This is a genomic window from Flavobacterium sp., from assembly GCF_040382755.1.
Taxonomy (GTDB): domain Bacteria; phylum Bacteroidota; class Bacteroidia; order Flavobacteriales; family Flavobacteriaceae; genus Flavobacterium.
This window is the reverse complement of the sequence record NZ_JBEIET010000019.1, coordinates 1-20,877: the sequence shown is the minus strand read 5'-3', so window position 1 is coordinate 20,877 and position 20,877 is coordinate 1. Positions and strand designations below refer to the sequence as shown.

The following is a 20,877-nucleotide window of genomic DNA, read 5'->3' as shown; positions in this document are numbered from 1 at the left end:
AAATGAAAATAAATTTAAAACATCAAATTAAAAACGATAAATATACCGATTATATTTATGAAGCATTTGACATTCAAAACAAAAACGAATCGAATGTAATTATTGAAGCAAATTTGGAACACTTACCAAAAGAATGGAACATCGGTGTTGTTTATGGTGGTTCTGGAACAGGTAAAACAACAATATTGAAAAACTACTTTAAAAAAGAAATGGATAAATCACATTTTGACAATTCAAAATCTTTGATTTCTAATTTCGATTGGTTAGAACCAAAAGAAGCAACTTTTTTATTGTCTTCAATGGGTTTGTCTTCAGTACCAACTTGGTTAAGACCATTCAATACTTTGTCAAACGGTGAACAATATCGTGCAAATCTTGCTTATATTGTAGGAAGTGCAAAAGAAAACGAAGTTATATTGATTGATGAATATACTTCGGTTGTTGACCGTGATGTTGCAAAAGCAATGTCAAACGCATTACAGAAATATATTCGTAAAACAAACAAAAAAATTGTTCTTGCGTCTTGTCATTTTGATATTATGGAATGGTTACAACCAGACTGGATTTATTCACCATCGAAAGGGCGTCTTGAAATAGCGTCGCAACTTCGGCAACCAGAAATTAAACTTCAGATTGTTCGATGTAGATATGAAACTTGGAAATTATTCAAACAACATCACTATTTAACTGAAGACTTAAACAAAGCGGCAACAAATTATTTGGTTTTATGGAACGATGCACCAATTTGCTTTATAGGTGTTTTGCCTTTCCCTGGAGTTGGTGATGAAAAAACAAGACGAATCAGTCGAATAGTAGTGTTACCAGATTTTCAAGGTTTAGGTTTAGGAAAAAACATTTTAAATTATATTTCTTCTTTATATGCAAAAGAAAAAAGTACAATGTACATTCGAACAATGTCACCTGCATTAGGATTGGCACTTGCAAAAGATAAAAATTGGATTGCTACTTCTTCAAATTTAAAAATTCCACAAGCGGATTCAAGTGGTAGAAAATTAATTGAACGACCAAGTTATAGTTATAAATATATTGGTCAAGAATCAAATGACGATACTTCAATAATTAAATTTAAAACTGAAGTTTATCGCGATGTTGCACAAAATCAAATCAGTATTTTTGATATTTTAAATTCATAAAACAATGACATATTTCGATGAAATTTTAGAAACTAACGAAAACACAAAACAAATGAAACAATTTAAATTTTATTATTGGCAAGAAAAAAACGACGAATGTCAAGATTATGAAATCACAATTCAAGCAACTGACATCAAAAATGCAATCGATATTTTCAAAGAAGATTTCACACGTGCAAAAATTAGAAGTATTGATTTTTTATAAAACATTTAAAAATAAGATTATGAATTTAAAAAAAGAACTGAAGACTTTGACACCATTGCAAAGAATCAAACGAATTATGCTTTTCAATTACAATCGTGGAAACAATAAAGAATCCGTGAATCGTGTTTACTATAACATTTTAAAACTAAAATTTAATAAATGATTTTGCGTGATTATCAAAACGACATCGTTACAAAAGGAAAATCGATTCTGAAGAAATTCGGAATCGTTTATCTGGCGATGGAAGTTCGAACTGGAAAAACTGCAACTGCTCTCACAATTGCAAATGATTACAAACGTGTTTTGTTTATTACAAAGAAAAAGGCTATACAATCAATTCAAGACGATTTCAACGCATTAAATTACAATTATGAACTTGTTGTCATAAACAATGAATCGTTGCATAAAATCGAAGGTAAATTCGATTTGATTATTTCAGATGAACATCATAGAAACGGAACATTTCCAAAACCAAATCTTTCAGCAAAATTCATCAAGAAAAACTTTTCACATTTGCCAATGATTTTTTTGTCTGGAACACCTTCGCCAGAATCTTATTCGCAATTATTTCATCAATTTTGGGTTTCTGACAAATCACCATTTGCAAACTATAAAAACTTTTATTCTTGGGCGAAAGATTTCGTAAATGTCAAAGAAAAAAACTTCGGTTACATAGTCAAAGATTATTCAGATGCAAAATTTTCTGACGTAAATGCTTGTGTTTCAAAATATTTTATTAAATTTACACAAAATGAAGCTGGTTTTTCAACCAAAGTAAATGAAAACGTTCTTATTTGTACCTTAAAACAAAGTACATACAATATAATTGACAAACTAAAACGTGATTTGGTTGTAATTGGCAAAGACGAAGAAATAATTGCAGACACGAAAGTCAAATTGATGCAAAAAATTCATCAATTATCGTCTGGAACTATTATCTTTGAATCTGGAAATGCAAAAGTCATTGACGATTCAAAGGCTCAATTCATAAAAGAAACGTTCAAAGGAAAAAAGATTGCAATATTTTATAAGTTTCAACAAGAATTGAATGCAATAAAATCAGTCTTCAATGATTGCTTGACAACTGAATTGAATGTGTTCAATGAAACAGACAAACACATTGCGTTGCAAATCGTTTCTGGTCGTGAGGGAATCAGTTTAAAAAATGCCGATGTTTTGGTTTATTACAATATTGATTTCAGTGCGTTATCATATTGGCAAAGTCGTGATAGACTTACAACAATGGAACGAAAAACGAATGATATTTATTGGATATTTTCAGACAAAGGAATCGAGCGACAAATTTACAAACAAGTCATTGCAAAAAAAGATTATACATTGAACCATTTTATTAAAACAGAATTATGAAAATAGAAATCAATCATTGCGGATTTACATACATAGTAGAAACGCCAAACGACGATTTGACAACAGATGAAATGTTTGACATTTTTACTGGTTTACTTATTCAATTAGGTTATCAACAACAAAGCATTAACGAAGCAATAAAAGAATTAGCAGATGACACAAATTGATGAAACCAAAATCAAGACAACGGACAAACTTTAAAAATATTTATAAATTAAAAAACAATTAAAATGAAAACATTGAAAATAGAAATACCAAACGGATTTGAAATTGACAAAGACAATTCAACATTTGAACAAATAGTGTTCAAAGAAATTAAAAACGAACTTCCTAAAACTTGGGAAGAATTAGGAAACATTAAAGGTTATTTTGTTCATACAATGGCATCTATTGAAAAATTACGTAAAGATAGCAAAGGACTTGAAAACGTTTTTGCTACAAAAGAACAAGCAAAAGCATCAATTGCACTTTCACAACTTTCACAACTTCGTGAAGTGTATCGAAATGGTTGGGTGCCAGATTTTAAAAAATGGTCTAAAAAATATTGTATTGAATTTTTAAAAAATGAAATAAACACACCAACTTACGAAATATCAAACGCTTTTCTTTCATTCCAAGACGAAGAAACAAGAGATTTGTTTCTTGAAAATTTCAAAGATTTAATCGAACAAGCAAAACCTTTAATGTCTTAAATTATGAAGTTAAAAGATGGCGGAAGCAATATTATATCTTTTAATAGAATAGATATTGAAAATAGTTTTTTAAAATTTGAAAACGGATTTTTAAAATCTGAAAATAAAAGATTGAAAAATAAATTAAAAAAAATTAAAAAACAATTAAAATGACACCACAAAACAAAGCGATTGAAATTTACAATCAATTCAAATTTGAAACCGCAAACGAAGACGTTAACAAAATGCTTGAAGACGTTGCATTCTTTTCTTGTAAAATATTCATCAATGAAATGCTAAAAAATTGCTCAATCAAAAAACGAGTATATTGGCAACAAGTAAACAAATTTATTCTGGAACATTACACAAACAAAATTTTAAATGTTAGAATCAAACATACAGAAGAAAATAATTCAGAGGTATAAAGACGAAGGCTGGATTGTCGTCAAACTTATTAAAACAAATACAAATGGCATTCCAGATTTAATGTGTCTAAAAAATAACGAAACGATTTTTATTGAAGTAAAACGACCAGGTGGCAAATTGTCCGAACTTCAAAAGCATAGAATCAAACAATTAGAAAACGAACAATTCAAAGTTTTAGTGTTATATGAATAGTAGTATTATTAATCCAGACGGATCAGTCAATCAAAAAGTTTTCGAAATTGAAGGAATCAAACTTGAATTTGTTGCAACCGAAGAAGGTATTTCATACAAAGCAATCGACGCAATAGATACAATCTTGAATCATAACACTGGCAACAAAACAAAATGGCATCGTGCTAAATTAAAACAATTTTATGATTCTCGATATATTAGCAAAACGGCATAACGAATGGATCAAACTTGCAAATAAGATTTGCAGAAATTCCGAACGTTCAAAAGACTTGGTCCAGGATATGTATATTCGAATATACAATTCGGGAAAAACTATCGACCAAATAAATGAATGTTACATTTATTTCATTATGCGAAATCAGTTTTATAACGACATCAAAAAAGAAAAAGAAACCATTTTGATTGACGACTTCACAAACGTCGAAATCTTTGCTGAAGATTACGACAAACAAAAAGATGAAATTCTTTCAATTTTAGAAAAAGAACGTCAGAAATTATCTTGGTACGAAAAACAAATAATTGACTTGACAACAGAATTTGGACAACGTGAACTTTCACGTCAAACTGGAATCCATATTCAAACAATTCACAACACAACTAAAAAAATAAAAAACAAATTATGGCAAAGCGTAGAAAAAAAATCGAAGGAGTTGTAGAAACATTCGAAGTAAAAACACCACTTACAAAAAAACAAATTGAAGAACTTGACGATGTAATCGAAGGAACTTTAGAAACATTTGAAGTAAAACAAGTTATTGAAAAGAAATCAATTGAAGGACTTGGCGACGTAATCGAAAAAGTTACAAAAGCAACTGGCATCAAAGCAATCGTTGGTGAATGTGATGGTTGCAACGAACGTAAATTTTTATTGAATAGAATATTTCCATTCAAGCGAGTTTCAAAACAAATGACTTCAGAACACAAAGAAGAATTTGAAGTGTTTTTATCTGAATGCGGAAATCGTGTTCTTGAAAATAGAATCACAGACATTACAAACTGGGTTCCATTTTTGAATGGTCTTTATTCTGAATACTTCGGAATCACAATTGAAGTGTGCGAATCTTGTTCAAATATTCACAAAGCAATCATTCGTGATTTGAATAAACTATTTCAAAATTCGTAATATAAATATATTTATTTTATGCAAAACGAAGAAGAAGAAGTTCAAACTGGAAAAGGCATAAAAGGATTTCAAAAAGGTCACAAAGGATTCAAGCCAAAAGGTGTCACACACGCAATGACAATTGAAGCCCGTGAGTTGTTTATTATGACGCTTGAAGCACAAGTTCCAAATGTGCATCAAGCGTTTGCTGACGTGCTTGAAAAAGATCCAGCGAAATATTTGGATTTGTTTGCGAAGTACGCACAATATTTCATTCCGAAAAAAGTTGAATCTGAAGTCAATTTCAATATTGAAAAACCAATTTTTAAACAATTAGAATTAGATGTCATTTCAAACGACGACGGCACAATCTAAAATTGCCAGATTAAGAAAACGAATTCGAATCGTTCAAGGCGGAACATCGTCTTCGAAAACTTTTTCGATTATACCTTTATTGATTTCGTATGCGATTGAAAATCCAATGTCTGAAATTTCAATCGTGTCTGAATCAATTCCACATTTAAACCGTGGTGCAATAAAAGACTTTCAAAAGATAATGATTCTTTGCGATTTGTACAAAGATTCGCAATTCAATAAATCAGATTTAAAGTATCGTTTCAAGAATGGTTCATACATTGAATTTTTTAGTGTGGACCAGCCAGACAAATTGCGAGGTGCAAGAAGGGACATTCTATTCGTGAACGAATGCAACAATATAGACTTTGAATCATACCAACAATTGTCAGTTCGTACAAAGAAATTTATTTATTTAGATTACAATCCAACAAATGAATTTTGGGTGCATACTGAATTGATGAATGACAAAGACACGGACTTCGTTGTTTTGACTTACAAAGACAATGAAGCACTTGACAAAGCGATTGTCAAAGAAATTGAAAAGGCAAAGGAAAAAGCAAAGACATCGTCGTATTGGGATAACTGGTGGAAAGTTTACGGACTTGGACAACTTGGTTCGCTTGAAGGTGTGATATTTAATAATTGGCAAATCATTGACAACATTCCAGCTGAAGCAACTTTACTTGGGTTCGGACTTGACTTTGGTTTCTCAAACGATCCATCGTCTTTGATTGCCGTGTTTCAATACAATGATAAAATCATTTGTGATGAAAGAATCTATGCAACTGGTTTACTCAATAGCGACATCATTCGTTTAATGAATCACGACAAGCGATTGCCAATTTGGGCGGATTCAGCGGAACCAAAATCGATTGAAGAAATTCGACGTGCTGGATTCAATATCAAGTCAGTTGAAAAAGGAAAAGATTCAATCGTGTACGGAATTAGCGTATTGCAAGACAAAGACATTCTTGTTACAAAACCAAGTATCAATCTTATAAAAGAACTTCGGTCATATTCTTGGGACACTGACAAAGCGGGAAAGAAATTGAATAAACCGATTGACGATTTCAACCACGCAATTGATGCACTTCGATATTTCGCAATGATGCACTTCAAGAATAGCAATCGACGATTCAAAATCACTTAATAAATCGCAACCTTAATCGGTTGCTTTTTTTTGTCCGTGACGCAAAGACGATGACGCAATACGGAAATCCCTTATTAACGATTTACTATGAGAAGTTTTTTGATGCCCTCTCTCAAAAGTTGAAATTTTGCGTCTTTGCGTCTAATTGAATTTAACTTATTTTGAAGAAGTCAATAAAACCAACGCTTGACAACGTAAAATAAGATAAAACTAATTAGACGATGATGTTTTATTTGCGTCTGTTATTAACAATTTGCGTCTTTTATGAACACGTTTGCGTCTTTTTATTAGTGATTCAGTGAAAAAATCAAATCAATAATAAATAATATAATAGAATATAATGCTTATTTAGAATGATTCTAAATAAGGAATTGACTAAATTCAAATTTTAGAACAAAACATTTAAAAACAATATTGGTTTTATTTGTTATATTAATATGAGAATCACTATACCAACACAATTAAGCGAAATCACCTTGAGTCAGTACTTAAGGTTTTCGAAAACGTTGCAAGACAATCCAGACGATGAAACATTTGTTGCAATTCAGATGGTGTCTATATTTTGCAATTTAAGAATTGAAGAAGTTATGCAAATACCAGCGTATGACTTCGAAGAAATTATTGAACAATTGTCAAAAGTGTTACAAGACAAACCAGCACTTGTTCGACAATTCAAATTGAATGGTGTGAAATACGGATTCGTTCCAAACTTTGACGAAGAATCAATCGGAACGTTTTCATATATTGACACACTAATTGGAAACGAAGACAACTGGACAAAGTTGATGTCGGCAATGTATCGACCAATAACAAAGTCGTTCGGTAATATGTACGAAATTGAAAAGTTTCAAGGCGACAAGTTCGCTGAAGAATTTGCAAATATAAAAATGGATTGCGTCATCGGTTCGCTGGTTTTTTTTTGGACTTTAAGAATAGAATTATTGAACAATATTCTAGACTATTCAACAAAGATTCTAACGACGACGGACAATTTGGAAGTGGTGGATCTTTTGGCGAAGTCTGGGGTTGGTACCATTCAATTGTCAGAATTGCAAACCGAAATATCTTTGACATTGAACGAGCAGAAAACACAAACATTCACGAGGCGCTTACCTTCTTATTGTATCTAAAAGAATCGGACATCGAGGAGGCGAAAAGAATAAAAACAAATTTTGACAAATGAAAGAATTTTACGACGTAGTCGCATACTTAAAAGAATTACTTGAATCGAATCCATTGGTTCATACAATCACACACGGAACACCAGACTTGATTGATATTGATAAAAAAAATATCTACCCTTTGGCACACTTAAACGTGATTTCGTCAAACGTTCAACCTGGAATCGTTGTCTTCAGTTTTGAAGTTACAATATTAGATATTCGAAACGTTTCAAAAGTACAAGTGCAAGACAAGTTTCTCGGAAACGATAACGAACTTGACAATCTTAATACTTGCCACGCAATTTTGAACTATGTAATTACAAAGATGAAATTGCAAAACAATGATTATGAAATCGAGTTGTTAAATGAACCACAATTCGAACCTATGCTTTTAAAGTTTTCAAATCAACTTGACGGGTGGCGAACAACTATTGATTTGGGCATTGCGAATGGTGTTATAGTTTGCTAAAAAGATGGAACAAAAAGAAGTCAAAAAGACATTTGAAGAATTTGGAAACTATGTAATTGAAAAAGCAAAGTCGAATTTAAAAAAAGACGGGAAAAATGCGTCTGGCAAATTATACGATTCATTAGACTTTGAGTTCAAACAAAATGCAAATTCAATTGAATTTGATTTCTTTGCTGAAGACTATTGGAAATTTGTTGACAAAGGTGTCAAAGGAAAAACGAGTTCGTCAAAGGCACCAAATTCACCTTATCAATTCGGAAGTGGAACTGGAAAAAAAGGCGGTCTTCGAAGTGCAATTGACAAGTGGGTAATTCGAAAAGGATTGACAAACACAAGAAACGAAAAAGGACAATTCATAAATCGTAAACAAATGGTGTCAATGATTTCGTCAGCGATTTACAATCGAGGTTTGGAAACAACTGAATTTTTTAGCAAACCATTTGACGAAGCATTCAAACAATTACCAGATGAAATTCTTGAAGCATACGGACAAGATTTAAATAAATTTTTAATAAAAGAATTACAATAATGAAAAAAATATTTGTGCGTTCACCTTACACAATATCAATTAATGAAGTTGGACAAATAGGATCAAAAGTTGAATTATTCATTTGGAATGCAAATATTTCTGAACCAAATGAACCGACATATACAATGTCGAAAAGAATTGTTTCAGAAACGCAAACAGAAAACGTTTACAATATTTCAAACAAATGCGTTGAATTTATAAACGAAAAGAATCCGATTTATACTTCAATTCCAGCAACTGAATCTTTTAAAAATTGGTGCTTTGCAAAAGTGAAAAGATACAAAGAAACTTCAGCAAATGTTTATGTATTGATTGACGAACAAACATTCATTTGTTTTGATGGTTACACTTCATTTTTGGCTGGTGCAAATCAAGATGAAACAACAGACAATGTTCCGTTATTCAATCCAGATATTAAAATTTATAAAAAAGAAGGAACAACTGAATATGTAAATGTTTGGCTTGATGAAAGTGATAAATGGTTTTTTGAAGACGCAACAGAAACTTTGTTTGAAATTCAAAGTGTTGGTTCACTTTATAAAATACCTTATTCAATAAATGGAACTTATAAAATTTTAAAATTGGGTGTTACTTTAAGGGAAAAATTTAGATTTAAAGTTGAATCGATTTGCGAACCTAAATACACACCGATTGTTTGTTCGTTTATTAATCGATTTGGTGGCTGGTCGTTCTTGACATTTTTCAAAGCACACCAAAAATCAATCGAAGTTAAATCGTCGACATTTAATTTGATGCCCGAATCTTGGAATTATGACACATTTGTTGGTTCAAACAAACAATTTAATTTCAACGGAACAAGAAAAATCGTTTGCAACACTGGCTGGGTTGATGAAAATTATTCTGAATTGATTCAAGACTTACTTGTTTCACAAGTTGTATTGCTTGACGACATTCCAGTTCTTTGCAAATCAACTTCAAGCGAAGAAAAAACACAATTGAAAGATAAAAATATTAATTACACAATAAATTTTGAATACAATTTCAATCTTTTAAACGACGTGATTTAATGGAAGTAAAATTATTCATATATCAAGACGCAACAATTTACAATCAAATCGGAATCACTGCCGATAGTACATTGATTACTGCCGATAGTACGTTGATAACTGCGGACCGAACGTTTGAATTGGTTCCGTCAGTGTCAAGGGTTGCAATTCCTATTGACTTATTTAATGACGAAGTAATTACTTTAAATTCAAGCATACAAAATATAAATGATTTAAGTCGAGTTTTTACGGATTATAGTCAGAGTTTCACAATTCCAGCGTCTAAAAAAAACAATGAAACTTTTCGTCATTGGTACGAAAACGAAGTTGACAACGGATTCAATCAGTTGATTCGTTATGATGGTTTCATTGAAATTGACAACGAAATCTTTCGTGTTGGAAAGTGGCAATTGGAAAGTGCATCAATAAAACAAAACAAAATTGAAAATTATAAACTTACTTTTTATGGTGTTTTAACTTCTTTGACTGACAAATTCCGTGAAGACAAATTGAAAGATTTGGAAACGTTAAACGATTATACAATTGAATATTCTGGATCAAACGTAAAAACAAGCATTGAAACAACAAACAATGACAATGTTGGATTTCCTTTGATTAGTTCAAGTAAAGTTTGGCAATATGGCGGTGGTGGTTCTACATTATTAAACTGGGACATTTCAAACAACGCGACACCTATGTCATACACGGAATTGTTTCCAGCGTTGAAAATCGCAAGAATATTTGATGCAATAGAATCGAAATACAACGTTTCATTTCAAGGTAATTTCTTGACACAATCAAGATTCACTGAAGCGTTTTTGTGGCTAAAAAATAAAGAAACATTTGTCCCGTCTTCAGCACCAGTTCGTGTTGATATTTCAACAATTGTTTCAACACCATTTGACACAAGTGTTCAAATTTCATTTGACACATTAGAAAATACTTATGAAGTACTTCAAGAATTTGGAACAATTTTATTTCAAGCGGGATTGTCAGTGAGTTCAACCTGGATTGTTTCTATTTTTAAAAACAATCAATTTTATACAAATCAAAGTGGAACTGGAAACTTTATCAGTGTAAATTTACCAAATGAAGTTGGTACTTTTTATTTGACAATTCAAACAAGTTCTTCGTGTACTTATAATTCTGACATTATAGGACATTATCAAGAATGGAACGATCCGTTCGGTCAATATGAATGGATTGATTATCAAATAATTGGTGGCGGAAGTGGAACAACAAATTCACAACTTGACTTGACGCAATACGTTCCAGATATGAAGGTTTCAGATTTCGTTTCAGCTATTTTAAAAATGTTTAATTTGACGGCTTTTTCTGAAAACGAATCAGTTTACACTTTTGAACAACTTGAAAATTGGTATTATCAAGGACAAATCAAAAACTTGACACAATACACAATTACCGATTTGGATTTTGAAAGAATAAAACCATATAAGAAAATCAATTTCGAATATGAAAAATCTGAAAGTTTTATGAATCGTGCATTCTTTGACAATGGTGCAAGGGAATACGGGAATTTGAGTTACACATTTAACACTGACGGAAACGATTATACAATAAAACTTCCATTTGAAAATTTACTATTCAATAAATTTAACGATATAAATTTACAAGTTGGCTATTCAATTAATAAAACGTTTCAAACGTACATACCAAAACCAGTGATTTTGTATAAACTTGGAAACGTTGCAAGTGGTGATTTTAAATTCAATAACGGAACGACAACAAGCACAATTGCAAATTATAATGTATTCGGTCAAGACGTAAATTATCAAAATACAAAACAAACTTTGAATTGGGGAATTGAAATAAGTTCTTATTATTTAAACACAATCACAAACACTTTATTTCAAAATTATTATTTCAATTATTTAAGCAATTTATATTCACTTAAATCAAGAATGGTAAAAGTTTCAATGCGACTTCCTTATTCAGAATTATTGTCTTTAAAATTGAACGACCGAATTGTGATTCGTGATAAACGTTATATCATAAATCAATTCACGACAAATTTAAAAACGTTTGAAGTACAAATGGAATTGATTCAAGATTTTAGAAGTATTCTTTTCAATAATTCAGTTGGAAGAATAACCGATTCAAGTGCAAAAACTTTACGATTTGACACGACATCAAACGAACCTTTGACTTGGGAAATTCAACAAGATTTAAACGGACAGATAATTTCAATAAATGATTTTGATTCTTATGTTGAAGTTGAAACAAAACAAAATTTCACGGGTTCAGATTTATTTTATAGCATCATTTCAAATAACAATGATATAATCGTAATTACACAAAATGGATAATTTAAAACAATTACTGAAATTGGCACAAGATTTTGAGCAAAACGAAATCATTGCAAGTGCAAAAGGGAAATATCAATTTCCAAAAACATTTAAAGAAATAATTAAAAAAGCAAAACAATGGCAATTGAAAAGGTAATTGACGTAAAAATACAAAGTGAACAAGCCGAAGGTGCGGTCAAATCTTTAAAGCAACAATTTCGTGAAGCACAAAACGAGGTCAACGAATTAAGTGCGAAATTCGGTGCAACATCACAAGAGGCGGTCAATGCCGCAAAAAAAGCGTCTGAATTAAAAGACGCAATCGGTGATGCCAAATCTTTGACAGACGCATTCAATCCAGATGCAAAATTCAAATCGTTAACGTCTTCATTGTCTGGTGTTGCTGGTGGATTTTCAGCGGTTCAAGGTGCAATGGGACTTGTTGGCGCTCAATCTGAAGACGTTGAAAAAACACTTTTAAAAGTTCAAAGTGCAATGGCATTGTCAACTGGGTTGCAACAACTTGGGGAAAGTGCTGACGCATTCAAACAATTAAAAGCGGTTGCCGTCAATGCTTTCAACGGAATCAAAGCCGCAATCGGTTCGACTGGTATTGGTTTACTTGTCATCGCATTGGGTGCTATCTACACATATTGGGACGATATAAAAGAAGCGGTTTCTGGTGTGTCTGAAGAACAAAAAAGATTGAACGCATTAAGTCAAAAAAATCTTGATTCTGAAAAAGGAAAACTTGACGCAATAGGAAGTCAAGACAATGTTTTGAAATTGCAAGGAAAATCTGAAAAACAGATTTTGCAAATGAAAATTGCACAAACGGACCAAACAATCAAGGCTGGTGAAATCAATATTCAAAATCAAATTGTTTCAAACAAATTAGCACTTGATGCCGAAAAAAGAAATTACAGATTATTAAAATCTTATCTTGATGCAATTTCAATGCCTTTGAATTTTCTTTACAAAGCGGGTGCAAAAGCGGTCAATGCAATAATTGATTTAATAAACGAAATTCCAGGTGTTGAAATTGAGGCAAAACTTGACGAAAACCTTGTTGAAAAATCCGCTGACTGGTTGGCAAAACTTGCATTCGATCCAAAGAAAACAGAAGAAGACGGAAAGAAACAAGTTGAAGAACAACAAAAATATTTGGCTAAATTAAAAAATGACAAAGCTGGTTTACAATTACAAATAAACGGAATTGACAAAAAAGCATCTGAAGACGCAAACAAAACACAAGAAGAAAAAAATAAAAAAGCCGAAGAAGAAAGACAAAAAGAAAAAGACGAACTTCAAAAACAAAAAGACGCATTAAAATCTATTGAAGAAAAAGCGTCAAAAGAACTTGAAGATTTAAAAGCAAAAACGGACCGCGAAAAATTAGAGTTGCAAAAGCAACGTGATTTGGAAGAACTTGACAATATCAAATTGTCTGAAGAAGAAAAAGCAAAAGCACGTTTTGACATTTTAGAAAAATACAGAATCAAAGGCGAAGAACTTGACGCAATTGAAGCGGAAAAGAAAACGACAACAGACATTGAAAAAAAGCAAAAAGAATTAGAAGACCAAACTTTGTCATTTGACGAACGTCGTGCAATTCTTGACGAACAAAATGCAATCATAACTGAAGGCGATTTCAAAACTGAAGAAGAACGCACAAAAGCAAAAGAGGCGAATGCAAAGGCAAGAATGGAAATCGACAAACTTGAAGGAAAAGCGAAAATCGATGCTATGGACGCGGTCGCTTCAACTTTGTCTGGTGCATCTGAATTACTTGGAAAAGAAACTGCGGCTGGTAAAGCGTTGGCGGTTGCAAGTACTACGATTTCGACGATTAGTTCAGCACAAAAAGCGTATGAATCTACAATCGGAATTCCATTTGTTGGACCAGTTCTTGCACCAATAAACGCGGGACTTGCAATTGCTGGTGGTATTATGAACGTTAAAAAGATTTTATCAGTACAAGTTCCAGGCGGTGGCGGTGGTTCAGTTTCAGCACCTTCGATTTCATCAAGTGCAACGGCTGGTGTTACTTCAGCACCGAATTTTAATGTTGTTGGAAACGCTGGAACAAATCAACTTGCGTCAAGTTTAGGAAACGCAATGCAACAAAATCCGATTCAAGCATACGTTGTTTCTGGTGCGGTTACAACGGCTCAGTCTTTGGATCGTAATATCATTTCAAACGCATCACTTGGATAAAAGTTTATAACAAAATAACAAATTTTAATTATTATTATATGGAAACATTCGAAGTAATTTTCAACGAAGGACAGACAGACGGAGTTTTTGGGATTTCATTAGTAGAAACACCAGCAATCGAATCAAACTTCATTGCATTAAGTAAACAAAAACAAATTAAATTGTCGACAATAGACAATGAAAAAAGACTTTTACTTGGTGCGGTTTTAGTTCCAGATTTGGAAATTTACAGAAATCAAAACGGACACGAATTTTTTATCAAGTTTTCAAAAGAAACGATTCGCAAATCGATGGAAAACTTTTTCAAAATGTCGTATCAACAAAATTCATCATTGGAACACGACAAAGAAATTGAAGGTGTTACTTTTGTTGAATCTTGGATAAAAGAAGACGATGTTCACGACAAGTCGGTCCAATACGGAATGAATGAACCGATTGGGACTTGGTATGCAACAATGAAAGTTGACAACGATGTCATTTGGAATGACTACGTTAAGACTGGACAAGTAAAAGGATTTTCTATTGATGGAATGTTCGATTTGGAAAAAATCAATTTAACACAAACAAATATGAATTTAAGCGAACAAATTACGAATGCAATCAAATCTGGATTTGACGCAATTTTGAACAAGACTGAACAAGTTGAAATCAAAATGGCTCAAATGAAATTGATTGATGGTGTTACAATTTTAGAAGCTGAATCTTTTGAACCAGGACAAGCGGTTTTTATCGTTGCAGAAAATGGGGATTTGATTCCAGCGCCAATTGGTGAACACGAACTTGAAGACAACACAATTCTTGTAATTGTTGAAGAAGGCATCATTGCTGAAATCAAAGTGAAAGAAGAAGTTGAAACTGAAGACGAAGTTGTTGTTGAAGAAGAAGTTGCAATGTCTGACGACGCAACTGAAAAATTGACAAACTTAATCAAAGAAATGATGATGCAATTTTCAAAACAAATTGCAACTGAAATTGAAACAATCAAAAATGATTTTTCAAAACAAATCGAAGAAGTTAAACTTTCAAAAGAAGTGAAACCTTCAGTGAAATTCACACCAGAAACAACGCAAGTTGTTGAAGTGAATTTAACAAAAAAACAAAGAATTTTAAAAAACGTTAAAAATTTAAACAACTAAAAAATGGCTACAACAACAACAGTAACATCAAATTACAATGGAAAAGCGGCTGGTGCAATTATCGGTCAAGCATTCAAAGAAATTGACACAATTTCAAAGAACATTGTTACAATCGCTGAAGACGTAAACTTCAAACTTGCATTAAGAAAAATTCAGTACACTAACGGAACGACTGCATATTCTTGTGGATTCACACCAGCGGGTGCAATGGTTTTAAACGAAAACACTTTAGAGCCTAAAAAATTCAAAAACGACCTTGACGTTTGTAAAGAAGATTTCCGTGCAACTTGGTCTGACGGAATTATGGGTGCAAACGCATCAAATCCAAACGCACCAGCTGACATAATGGAAGCAATTCAAATGGAAGTTTTAGGTGCAATGGCTGAAAAATTAGAAACTGACATTTGGCAAGGTTCTGACGCAAACGCTGACGAATTTGACGGATTCATCACTTTATGGACTGCTGACGCTGACATTATCAAAGGTGGAAACGGATTGACAAATCCAAGTGCGGTTGTATCTGAATCAAACGTTTTAGATTCTTATTTAAAACCAGCATTAAACGCGGTTCCTTACGCATTAAGACGTAAAGAATTAGTAGTTGCGGTTTCACCAGACGTTGCTCAAATGTACGCTTTCAAATTGGCTACTGCTGGAGTGACTAACGGATTAGGAAACACAGATTTCGCATTATCAATTGGTCGTTATGCAATCGAGGTTGTAAACGGATTACCAGACAACACGGTTGCTGTTTTCGAAAGAAAAAATCTTGTTTTCGGAACTGGTTTACTTGCTGACTACAACACATTTACTTTAGTAGATGAAGACGAAATCGGTTTATTAACTGGAAAAGTTCGTGGGAAAGTTGTTTATGCGGCTGGAGTTGGATATTACAATCCAAGTGAAATCGTTTGGTTAACTTACGAAGACTAATTCACAAAAAATAAAAACCGACATTTGAAAAAGTGTCGGTTTATTAAATAACTTTAAAAAAATATAACTATGTCGTGTCTTGTATCGAAAGGAAAATTGCTTAATTGCCGTGACCAAAAAGGCGGAATTAAGTCAATTTATTTTGCAAACGGAACCGCTGACGATTTCGGATTTGTAATTTCAGCACATCAATTGACTTCATTGGGAACTTTAGACGAAGTTTTCAAATACGAAGTAAAAGCAACAACAAACACATTGACTGAAACTGGAACTTCTTCTGAAGACAACGGAACATTCTTTGTTGCTCAAGCATTAGCAATCACATTGCCAAAATTAGGTGCAGATTTACAAGCACAAGCACAATTGATTTGTGCTGGAAGACCAAGCGTTTTTGTTGAAGACTACAACGGAAACATTGTTCTTGTGGGTGCTTATAATGGTACTATGTCGAATATGACAAAAGTGACTGGTGGCGCCAGCGGTGACCTTTCTGGATTTACCTTAGCCGTAAATGCAGAAGAGAAGGACAATTCACCGTTCTTGGATTCAGCAATGAAAACTGCATTAAAATTATTAGTATCTGACGTGGTGGTTTCATAAAAATCGGATTTTAATTGTTGAAAAACGCATTGCATTTATTTGTAATGCGTTTTTTTGTGTTACAAAAGCAAAATAAATTGTTATTTTATTATGGTAGTATTCAATCCAACAGACGAAATTCATTCATTGCGTTGCATTCCGAGAAATCATTCGGAAATTGTATTGCTAAAATTACGCAATGAATTAAAAGATACAACAGAAACATTCGAAATTGAAACAATTATTTACAATTCATATATGATTTTGGAATTTGTGAAGACATTTGTTGAGGGCGAAAGTTCGGAAATCGAAATATTTGATTCAATTACTGACGAATTATTGTATCGTGGCAAATCTTATGCAACATCGCAAACAGATTTGGAAAATTACAAACTAACAAAAGGAGTTTTAAAAGTATAAAATGGAAAATAATTTACAAATATTTCAATTATCAAACTACAACAGACCAGAAATCAAAGAAGTTTCGGGCAAAAAGTGGGTTTTGAATGGCGACAAGAATCAATTTTATTATGATATTATTGACGCTTATAACGGATCGCCTACAAATTCGGCAATAATTGATTCATATTCGCAATTCATTTACGGAAAAGGATTGACTTCAAAAGACAAAGTTTCAAAAGCATCGAATTGGGCATACGTTATGTCAACACTTTCAAAGTCAGACTTGCGAAAAGTTTGTAAAGATTTTGAAATGTTTGGTGAAGCGTCTTTGGAATTGAAATATATTGACAATAAATTGCAAAAAATATATCATATTGCAAAACAATGTATTGCGCCAGAAATCGCAAATGAAGACGGTGAAATTAGTGGATATTATTTTTCGTATGATTTTAGAAATGTAAACAAATACAAACCAACACGAATTGATGCGTTCGGATATGGTGAACCGACAAAAGGTGAAAGAAGTGAAATTTTTATTATTTCAGATTACCAGGTCGGGCAATTTTATTATAAAAATCCTTCTTATATTTCGGGCCTTCCATTTTCAATGATGGAATCTGAAATTGCAAACTATTGCATCAATCACATTCAAAACGGATTGTCATTCGGACACGTTATAAATATGAACACGGGTGTTCAATTGTCTGAAGAAGAAATAATGCAAAACACGGCTCAAATAAAAAATCATTTGACTGGTTCGGGAAATGCTGGAAAATTCTTTTTGAATTGGAACGACAACAAAGATTCTGAAATCACAATCACACCGCTTGAAGTGAGCGATGCTCATCAACAATACCAATTTTTAAGTGCTGAATCACGTCAACAAATTATGACATCACACAAATTGACGTCTGGTTTGATTGTTGGTGTTGGTGCATCAAGTGGATTTTCTTCAAATGCTGACGAATTAGAAACTGCATTTCAAGAATTAATGATAAATGTAATTCGACCAAAACAAGAAATTGTTCTTGATAATTTAATGGAAATTTATGCAAGTCAAAACGTTTCAATTGATTTGTCATTTATTTCACTTCGAGCGTCTGACATCGTTTCACAAGACAATGTTCAATCGGTAGCAACTGACGTAATAGATTCAAAAGTTTCATACAATGGCGCACAAATTTCAAGTGCAATTGACATCATTGCAAAGGTAGGCGAAGGAATTTTGACACAAGAACAAGCGATTGTTTTCTTGGTTCAATTTTTATCGTTACCAGCCGAAGTTGCACAAGCAATGTTCACAAATCAAGTTGTTCCAATTACACAATTGTCGCAACAAATTTGTTGTTCAAAAGAAAAAACTGACGAAAACGAAGAAATGATTTTGAATCAAATCGCTGAAAGTTTGATTGAACTTGGTGAAGACGAAGACTTGGAAAATTACGAAGTTATTGACGAACGCAAACAAGAAGACGTTCCAGCAATTACAGAATTGACTTTGAAATTGGCTTCAGTTCCGACATCATTTCCAAATGTAACAAGCGAACAAGACAACGACATTTTTAAAATTCGTTATCAATACGCACCATTAAGAACAAGCGAAAATTCTCGTGAATTTTGCAATAAAATGGTGAGTGCTTCAAAAGTTTACAGAAAAGAAGACGTTTTATTTGCAAGTCAAAATCCAGCAATCAATCCTGGTTTTGGTCCAGGTGGTGCAGACACTTACAATTTATTTTTATACAAAGGTGGTGTGAATTGCTCACATTTTTGGATGCGAAAAATTTATTTAAAAAGAAACAACAAATCAATTTCAGTAAATGAAGCACAAAGAATCATAAATGAATTAGAACCAAGTGAACGTGCTGGTGCAAGACTTGAAACAAATCCAGTTGAAGTTGCACAAGTTGCTGAATCGTCAAACAATTATTGGTCGTTAGATCCAAATTATAGAAAATAAGATGACAACAATACTTTTAAAAGAAAACGAACTGACAAAAAACACGCCTTTGGGTGGGAACATTGACGTTGACAAATACGTTTTAGCGATTGCAGACTTTCAACGCATTAGAGTTGAAGAAATTCTTGGTGAAACACTTTACAATAAAATTTGTGAAGACTTTGAAAACGACGATTTGGTTGATGAATATTTGACTTTGTACGAAAATTATTTAGTTCCTTATATCATTCACGGATCGGCAATGGAATATTTGTTATTCGGTGCGTATCAAATCAATAATGGTGGAATCACAAAACACAATCCAGCCGATTCAACTTCAGTTGACAAAGTTGAGGTTGATTATTTAGTGAATCAACAACGTTTAAAAATGGAAATGTACGAATCACGTCTTGAAAGATGGTTGTGCAAATTTCATTTGCCAGAATATGTTTCAAATTCAAACAATATTGTGAATCCAATTAAATCAAAATTAGTTTGCGGGAAATGGTACTTACAAAATCCATATTAAAAATGCGAAAAGTAGATAAAAGAACTGAAGAAAATATAAAAAAACTAAAACTATTTTTAAAAAATGCAAACACTATTAAACGGAGTAACAACAACGACAACATCGGCAAAAAAAACAATTAACGGAGTTCATACAATTGTGTGCAAAGGGTTGAAAGGTTACAAGCAATTTATTGATTTCTATATTAGTGTTGACAATGTTCATTTTGTACTTTTTAAAAAGGTAATTTTAGGCGACGAAGTTTTCAGTTTTAATACTGGAAATTGTCATATTTATTGTAAATTTGAAACGGAATTGCAAGACAACAATCCGATTTTTGTTCATATGACTTAATTGTTGAAATTAAAATAAAAAAATAATAATTAAAATATAAAAACCAATTATGGCAATTGAAATTATAAATGTTGGTGCAAGTCCAAATGACGGAAATGGTGATCCAATTCGCGATGCTTTCATAAAATGCAACGACAACTTCGATGAACTTGAAACGACAAAAATAAGTGGAAGTGGAACAGACGACTATATTCCAAAATTCAACGGACCAGATGCAATAGAAAATAGTCAGATATTTGACAACGGAACAAATGTCGGAATTGGTACAAACACACCAAGTTCAACTTTGCAAGTTGGAAACGGAATCGGTATAAAAAATATTTTTATAAGCGGTGCGGGTAGTAGTTTGGCTTTAGGTGGTTTAAGTGTTTCTTTTTTAGGATTTTCTTCGGGTACTATTTCAACAATAAACACATCGGGTTCGGTTCCTTTGGGTGTTGGTACAAGGTCAACACAACCATTAGTCTTGGGTACAAATAACGCTGAAAGAATGCGAATTGATTCAAGCGGAAACGTTGGTATCGGAACGACAAGTCCAACTAATAAACTTGATGTTAATGGAAATGCTAAATTTCTTAACAATACGCAAATAACATCTGTTTCGCCTTATTCTCAATTTACAGATACTTTATTGGGAGATAGTGCATTTTTACAATATGGTGTTAATGCTTCAGCAAGTTCAACTGGAAACTTTTTTAATATTTTCAATC

26 protein-coding genes and 1 pseudogene are annotated in these 20,877 nt (G+C 32.5%); all 27 read left to right on the top strand.

Features of this window, described 5'->3' with window-relative positions; translation table 11 throughout:
• Window positions 1–2: 2 nt before the first annotated feature.
• Window positions 3–1,154 carry a GNAT family N-acetyltransferase gene (locus ABWO04_RS03575; RefSeq protein WP_353077377.1) on the top strand — a complete coding sequence of 384 codons (1,152 nt, stop codon included), beginning with the start codon at window positions 3–5 and terminating at the stop codon, window positions 1,152–1,154.
• 4 nt (window positions 1,155–1,158) lie between these two features.
• Entirely contained in the window at window positions 1,159–1,359 is a 201-nt protein-coding gene (locus ABWO04_RS03570) for a hypothetical protein (RefSeq protein ID WP_353077376.1), read from the top strand.
• 159 nt (window positions 1,360–1,518) lie between these two features.
• Window positions 1,519–2,727, top strand: coding sequence for a DEAD/DEAH box helicase (locus ABWO04_RS03565; RefSeq protein ID WP_353077374.1), 1,209 nt, complete (start codon window positions 1,519–1,521; stop codon window positions 2,725–2,727).
• Complete coding sequence (locus tag ABWO04_RS03560) at window positions 2,724–2,894, top strand: hypothetical protein (RefSeq protein ID WP_353077372.1); 171 nt, start codon at window positions 2,724–2,726, stop codon at window positions 2,892–2,894. Before ABWO04_RS03565 ends, ABWO04_RS03560 begins: the two co-directional genes overlap by 4 nt.
• Window positions 2,895–2,957: 63 nt before the next feature.
• Window positions 2,958–3,419 carry a hypothetical protein gene (locus ABWO04_RS03555; protein WP_353077370.1) on the top strand — a complete coding sequence of 154 codons (462 nt, stop codon included), beginning with the start codon at window positions 2,958–2,960 and terminating at the stop codon, window positions 3,417–3,419.
• A 3-nt stretch (window positions 3,420–3,422) separates the two neighbouring features.
• Window positions 3,423–3,572: a hypothetical protein gene (locus tag ABWO04_RS03550; RefSeq protein ID WP_353077368.1), complete on the top strand. Its 150-nt coding sequence runs from the start codon at window positions 3,423–3,425 to the stop codon at window positions 3,570–3,572.
• Window positions 3,573–3,779: 207 nt separating this feature from the next.
• Window positions 3,780–4,016: a VRR-NUC domain-containing protein gene (locus tag ABWO04_RS03545; protein WP_353077366.1), complete on the top strand. Its 237-nt coding sequence runs from the start codon at window positions 3,780–3,782 to the stop codon at window positions 4,014–4,016.
• Entirely contained in the window at window positions 4,009–4,230 is a 222-nt protein-coding gene (locus ABWO04_RS03540; protein ID WP_353077364.1) for a hypothetical protein, read from the top strand. The genes ABWO04_RS03545 and ABWO04_RS03540 overlap by 8 nt, the downstream gene beginning before the upstream one ends.
• Window positions 4,199–4,672 (top strand): RNA polymerase sigma factor, encoded by a 474-nt coding sequence (locus ABWO04_RS03535; RefSeq protein ID WP_353077362.1) that lies wholly within the window; start codon window positions 4,199–4,201, stop codon window positions 4,670–4,672. Before ABWO04_RS03540 ends, ABWO04_RS03535 begins: the two co-directional genes overlap by 32 nt.
• A complete protein-coding gene (locus ABWO04_RS03530) occupies window positions 4,636–5,139 on the top strand; it encodes a hypothetical protein (RefSeq protein WP_353077360.1) in 504 nt (167 codons plus the stop codon). Before ABWO04_RS03535 ends, ABWO04_RS03530 begins: the two co-directional genes overlap by 37 nt.
• A gap of 18 nt (window positions 5,140–5,157) precedes the next feature.
• A complete protein-coding gene (locus tag ABWO04_RS03525; protein ID WP_353077359.1) occupies window positions 5,158–5,493 on the top strand; it encodes a hypothetical protein in 336 nt (111 codons plus the stop codon).
• Window positions 5,462–6,625 carry a PBSX family phage terminase large subunit gene (locus ABWO04_RS03520; protein ID WP_353077357.1) on the top strand — a complete coding sequence of 388 codons (1,164 nt, stop codon included), beginning with the start codon at window positions 5,462–5,464 and terminating at the stop codon, window positions 6,623–6,625. Before ABWO04_RS03525 ends, ABWO04_RS03520 begins: the two co-directional genes overlap by 32 nt.
• A gap of 437 nt (window positions 6,626–7,062) precedes the next feature.
• Complete coding sequence (locus ABWO04_RS03515; RefSeq protein ID WP_353077356.1) at window positions 7,063–7,755, top strand: hypothetical protein; 693 nt, start codon at window positions 7,063–7,065, stop codon at window positions 7,753–7,755.
• A gap of 49 nt (window positions 7,756–7,804) precedes the next feature.
• Window positions 7,805–8,257, top strand: coding sequence for a hypothetical protein (locus ABWO04_RS03510; protein WP_353077354.1), 453 nt, complete (start codon window positions 7,805–7,807; stop codon window positions 8,255–8,257).
• A 4-nt stretch (window positions 8,258–8,261) separates the two neighbouring features.
• Window positions 8,262–8,786 carry a hypothetical protein gene (locus tag ABWO04_RS03505; protein WP_353077352.1) on the top strand — a complete coding sequence of 175 codons (525 nt, stop codon included), beginning with the start codon at window positions 8,262–8,264 and terminating at the stop codon, window positions 8,784–8,786.
• Window positions 8,786–9,814 carry a hypothetical protein gene (locus ABWO04_RS03500; RefSeq protein WP_353077350.1) on the top strand — a complete coding sequence of 343 codons (1,029 nt, stop codon included), beginning with the start codon at window positions 8,786–8,788 and terminating at the stop codon, window positions 9,812–9,814. Before ABWO04_RS03505 ends, ABWO04_RS03500 begins: the two co-directional genes overlap by 1 nt.
• On the top strand, window positions 9,814–12,120 hold the full coding sequence (locus tag ABWO04_RS03495) for a hypothetical protein (RefSeq protein ID WP_353077349.1): 2,307 nt from the start codon (window positions 9,814–9,816) through the stop codon (window positions 12,118–12,120). The genes ABWO04_RS03500 and ABWO04_RS03495 overlap by 1 nt, the downstream gene beginning before the upstream one ends.
• Window positions 12,113–12,256: a hypothetical protein gene (locus ABWO04_RS03490; protein WP_353077347.1), complete on the top strand. Its 144-nt coding sequence runs from the start codon at window positions 12,113–12,115 to the stop codon at window positions 12,254–12,256. Before ABWO04_RS03495 ends, ABWO04_RS03490 begins: the two co-directional genes overlap by 8 nt.
• The gene (locus ABWO04_RS03485; RefSeq protein WP_353077345.1) at window positions 12,238–14,316 is read left to right on the top strand and encodes a phage tail tape measure protein; all 2,079 of its coding nucleotides are present in this window, start codon (window positions 12,238–12,240) and stop codon (window positions 14,314–14,316) included. Before ABWO04_RS03490 ends, ABWO04_RS03485 begins: the two co-directional genes overlap by 19 nt.
• A gap of 38 nt (window positions 14,317–14,354) precedes the next feature.
• Window positions 14,355–15,452, top strand: a complete 1,098-nt coding sequence (locus ABWO04_RS03480; RefSeq protein WP_353077343.1) for an XkdF-like putative serine protease domain-containing protein — start codon at window positions 14,355–14,357, stop codon at window positions 15,450–15,452.
• A gap of 3 nt (window positions 15,453–15,455) precedes the next feature.
• The gene (locus ABWO04_RS03475; RefSeq protein ID WP_353077341.1) at window positions 15,456–16,385 is read left to right on the top strand and encodes a hypothetical protein; all 930 of its coding nucleotides are present in this window, start codon (window positions 15,456–15,458) and stop codon (window positions 16,383–16,385) included.
• A 69-nt stretch (window positions 16,386–16,454) separates the two neighbouring features.
• Complete coding sequence (locus tag ABWO04_RS03470; RefSeq protein WP_353077340.1) at window positions 16,455–16,985, top strand: hypothetical protein; 531 nt, start codon at window positions 16,455–16,457, stop codon at window positions 16,983–16,985.
• 90 nt (window positions 16,986–17,075) lie between these two features.
• Window positions 17,076–17,384 carry a hypothetical protein gene (locus ABWO04_RS03465; protein WP_353077338.1) on the top strand — a complete coding sequence of 103 codons (309 nt, stop codon included), beginning with the start codon at window positions 17,076–17,078 and terminating at the stop codon, window positions 17,382–17,384.
• Between the two features lies 1 nt (window position 17,385).
• A complete protein-coding gene (locus ABWO04_RS03460; protein WP_353077336.1) occupies window positions 17,386–19,326 on the top strand; it encodes a phage portal family protein in 1,941 nt (646 codons plus the stop codon).
• 1 nt (window position 19,327) lies between these two features.
• Entirely contained in the window at window positions 19,328–19,834 is a 507-nt protein-coding gene (locus tag ABWO04_RS03455) for a DUF6712 family protein (protein ID WP_353077334.1), read from the top strand.
• 63 nt (window positions 19,835–19,897) lie between these two features.
• Window positions 19,898–20,167, top strand: coding sequence for a hypothetical protein (locus ABWO04_RS03450; protein ID WP_353077333.1), 270 nt, complete (start codon window positions 19,898–19,900; stop codon window positions 20,165–20,167).
• Window positions 20,168–20,216: 49 nt separating this feature from the next.
• Window positions 20,217–20,877, top strand: a pseudogene (locus tag ABWO04_RS03445) (hypothetical protein); the annotation flags it as partial.

What these genes read in the sequence shown, in the direction of transcription:
- ABWO04_RS03575 (WP_353077377.1), top strand. Translation starts at nt 3, where the DNA reads ATGAAAATAAATTTAAAACATCAAATTAAAAACGATAAATATACCGAT.
- ABWO04_RS03570 (WP_353077376.1), top strand. Translation starts at nt 1,159, where the DNA reads ATGACATATTTCGATGAAATTTTAGAAACTAACGAAAACACAAAACAA.
- ABWO04_RS03565 (WP_353077374.1), top strand. Translation starts at nt 1,519, where the DNA reads ATGATTTTGCGTGATTATCAAAACGACATCGTTACAAAAGGAAAATCG.
- ABWO04_RS03560 (WP_353077372.1), top strand. Translation starts at nt 2,724, where the DNA reads ATGAAAATAGAAATCAATCATTGCGGATTTACATACATAGTAGAAACG.
- ABWO04_RS03555 (WP_353077370.1), top strand. Translation starts at nt 2,958, where the DNA reads ATGAAAACATTGAAAATAGAAATACCAAACGGATTTGAAATTGACAAA.
- ABWO04_RS03550 (WP_353077368.1), top strand. Translation starts at nt 3,423, where the DNA reads ATGAAGTTAAAAGATGGCGGAAGCAATATTATATCTTTTAATAGAATA.
- ABWO04_RS03545 (WP_353077366.1), top strand. Translation starts at nt 3,780, where the DNA reads ATGTTAGAATCAAACATACAGAAGAAAATAATTCAGAGGTATAAAGAC.
- ABWO04_RS03540 (WP_353077364.1), top strand. Translation starts at nt 4,009, where the DNA reads ATGAATAGTAGTATTATTAATCCAGACGGATCAGTCAATCAAAAAGTT.
- ABWO04_RS03535 (WP_353077362.1), top strand. Translation starts at nt 4,199, where the DNA reads ATGATTCTCGATATATTAGCAAAACGGCATAACGAATGGATCAAACTT.
- ABWO04_RS03530 (WP_353077360.1), top strand. Translation starts at nt 4,636, where the DNA reads ATGGCAAAGCGTAGAAAAAAAATCGAAGGAGTTGTAGAAACATTCGAA.
- ABWO04_RS03525 (WP_353077359.1), top strand. Translation starts at nt 5,158, where the DNA reads ATGCAAAACGAAGAAGAAGAAGTTCAAACTGGAAAAGGCATAAAAGGA.
- ABWO04_RS03520 (WP_353077357.1), top strand. Translation starts at nt 5,462, where the DNA reads ATGTCATTTCAAACGACGACGGCACAATCTAAAATTGCCAGATTAAGA.
- ABWO04_RS03515 (WP_353077356.1), top strand. Translation starts at nt 7,063, where the DNA reads ATGAGAATCACTATACCAACACAATTAAGCGAAATCACCTTGAGTCAG.
- ABWO04_RS03510 (WP_353077354.1), top strand. Translation starts at nt 7,805, where the DNA reads ATGAAAGAATTTTACGACGTAGTCGCATACTTAAAAGAATTACTTGAA.
- ABWO04_RS03505 (WP_353077352.1), top strand. Translation starts at nt 8,262, where the DNA reads ATGGAACAAAAAGAAGTCAAAAAGACATTTGAAGAATTTGGAAACTAT.
- ABWO04_RS03500 (WP_353077350.1), top strand. Translation starts at nt 8,786, where the DNA reads ATGAAAAAAATATTTGTGCGTTCACCTTACACAATATCAATTAATGAA.
- ABWO04_RS03495 (WP_353077349.1), top strand. Translation starts at nt 9,814, where the DNA reads ATGGAAGTAAAATTATTCATATATCAAGACGCAACAATTTACAATCAA.
- ABWO04_RS03490 (WP_353077347.1), top strand. Translation starts at nt 12,113, where the DNA reads ATGGATAATTTAAAACAATTACTGAAATTGGCACAAGATTTTGAGCAA.
- ABWO04_RS03485 (WP_353077345.1), top strand. Translation starts at nt 12,238, where the DNA reads ATGGCAATTGAAAAGGTAATTGACGTAAAAATACAAAGTGAACAAGCC.
- ABWO04_RS03480 (WP_353077343.1), top strand. Translation starts at nt 14,355, where the DNA reads ATGGAAACATTCGAAGTAATTTTCAACGAAGGACAGACAGACGGAGTT.
- ABWO04_RS03475 (WP_353077341.1), top strand. Translation starts at nt 15,456, where the DNA reads ATGGCTACAACAACAACAGTAACATCAAATTACAATGGAAAAGCGGCT.
- ABWO04_RS03470 (WP_353077340.1), top strand. Translation starts at nt 16,455, where the DNA reads ATGTCGTGTCTTGTATCGAAAGGAAAATTGCTTAATTGCCGTGACCAA.
- ABWO04_RS03465 (WP_353077338.1), top strand. Translation starts at nt 17,076, where the DNA reads ATGGTAGTATTCAATCCAACAGACGAAATTCATTCATTGCGTTGCATT.
- ABWO04_RS03460 (WP_353077336.1), top strand. Translation starts at nt 17,386, where the DNA reads ATGGAAAATAATTTACAAATATTTCAATTATCAAACTACAACAGACCA.
- ABWO04_RS03455 (WP_353077334.1), top strand. Translation starts at nt 19,328, where the DNA reads ATGACAACAATACTTTTAAAAGAAAACGAACTGACAAAAAACACGCCT.
- ABWO04_RS03450 (WP_353077333.1), top strand. Translation starts at nt 19,898, where the DNA reads ATGCAAACACTATTAAACGGAGTAACAACAACGACAACATCGGCAAAA.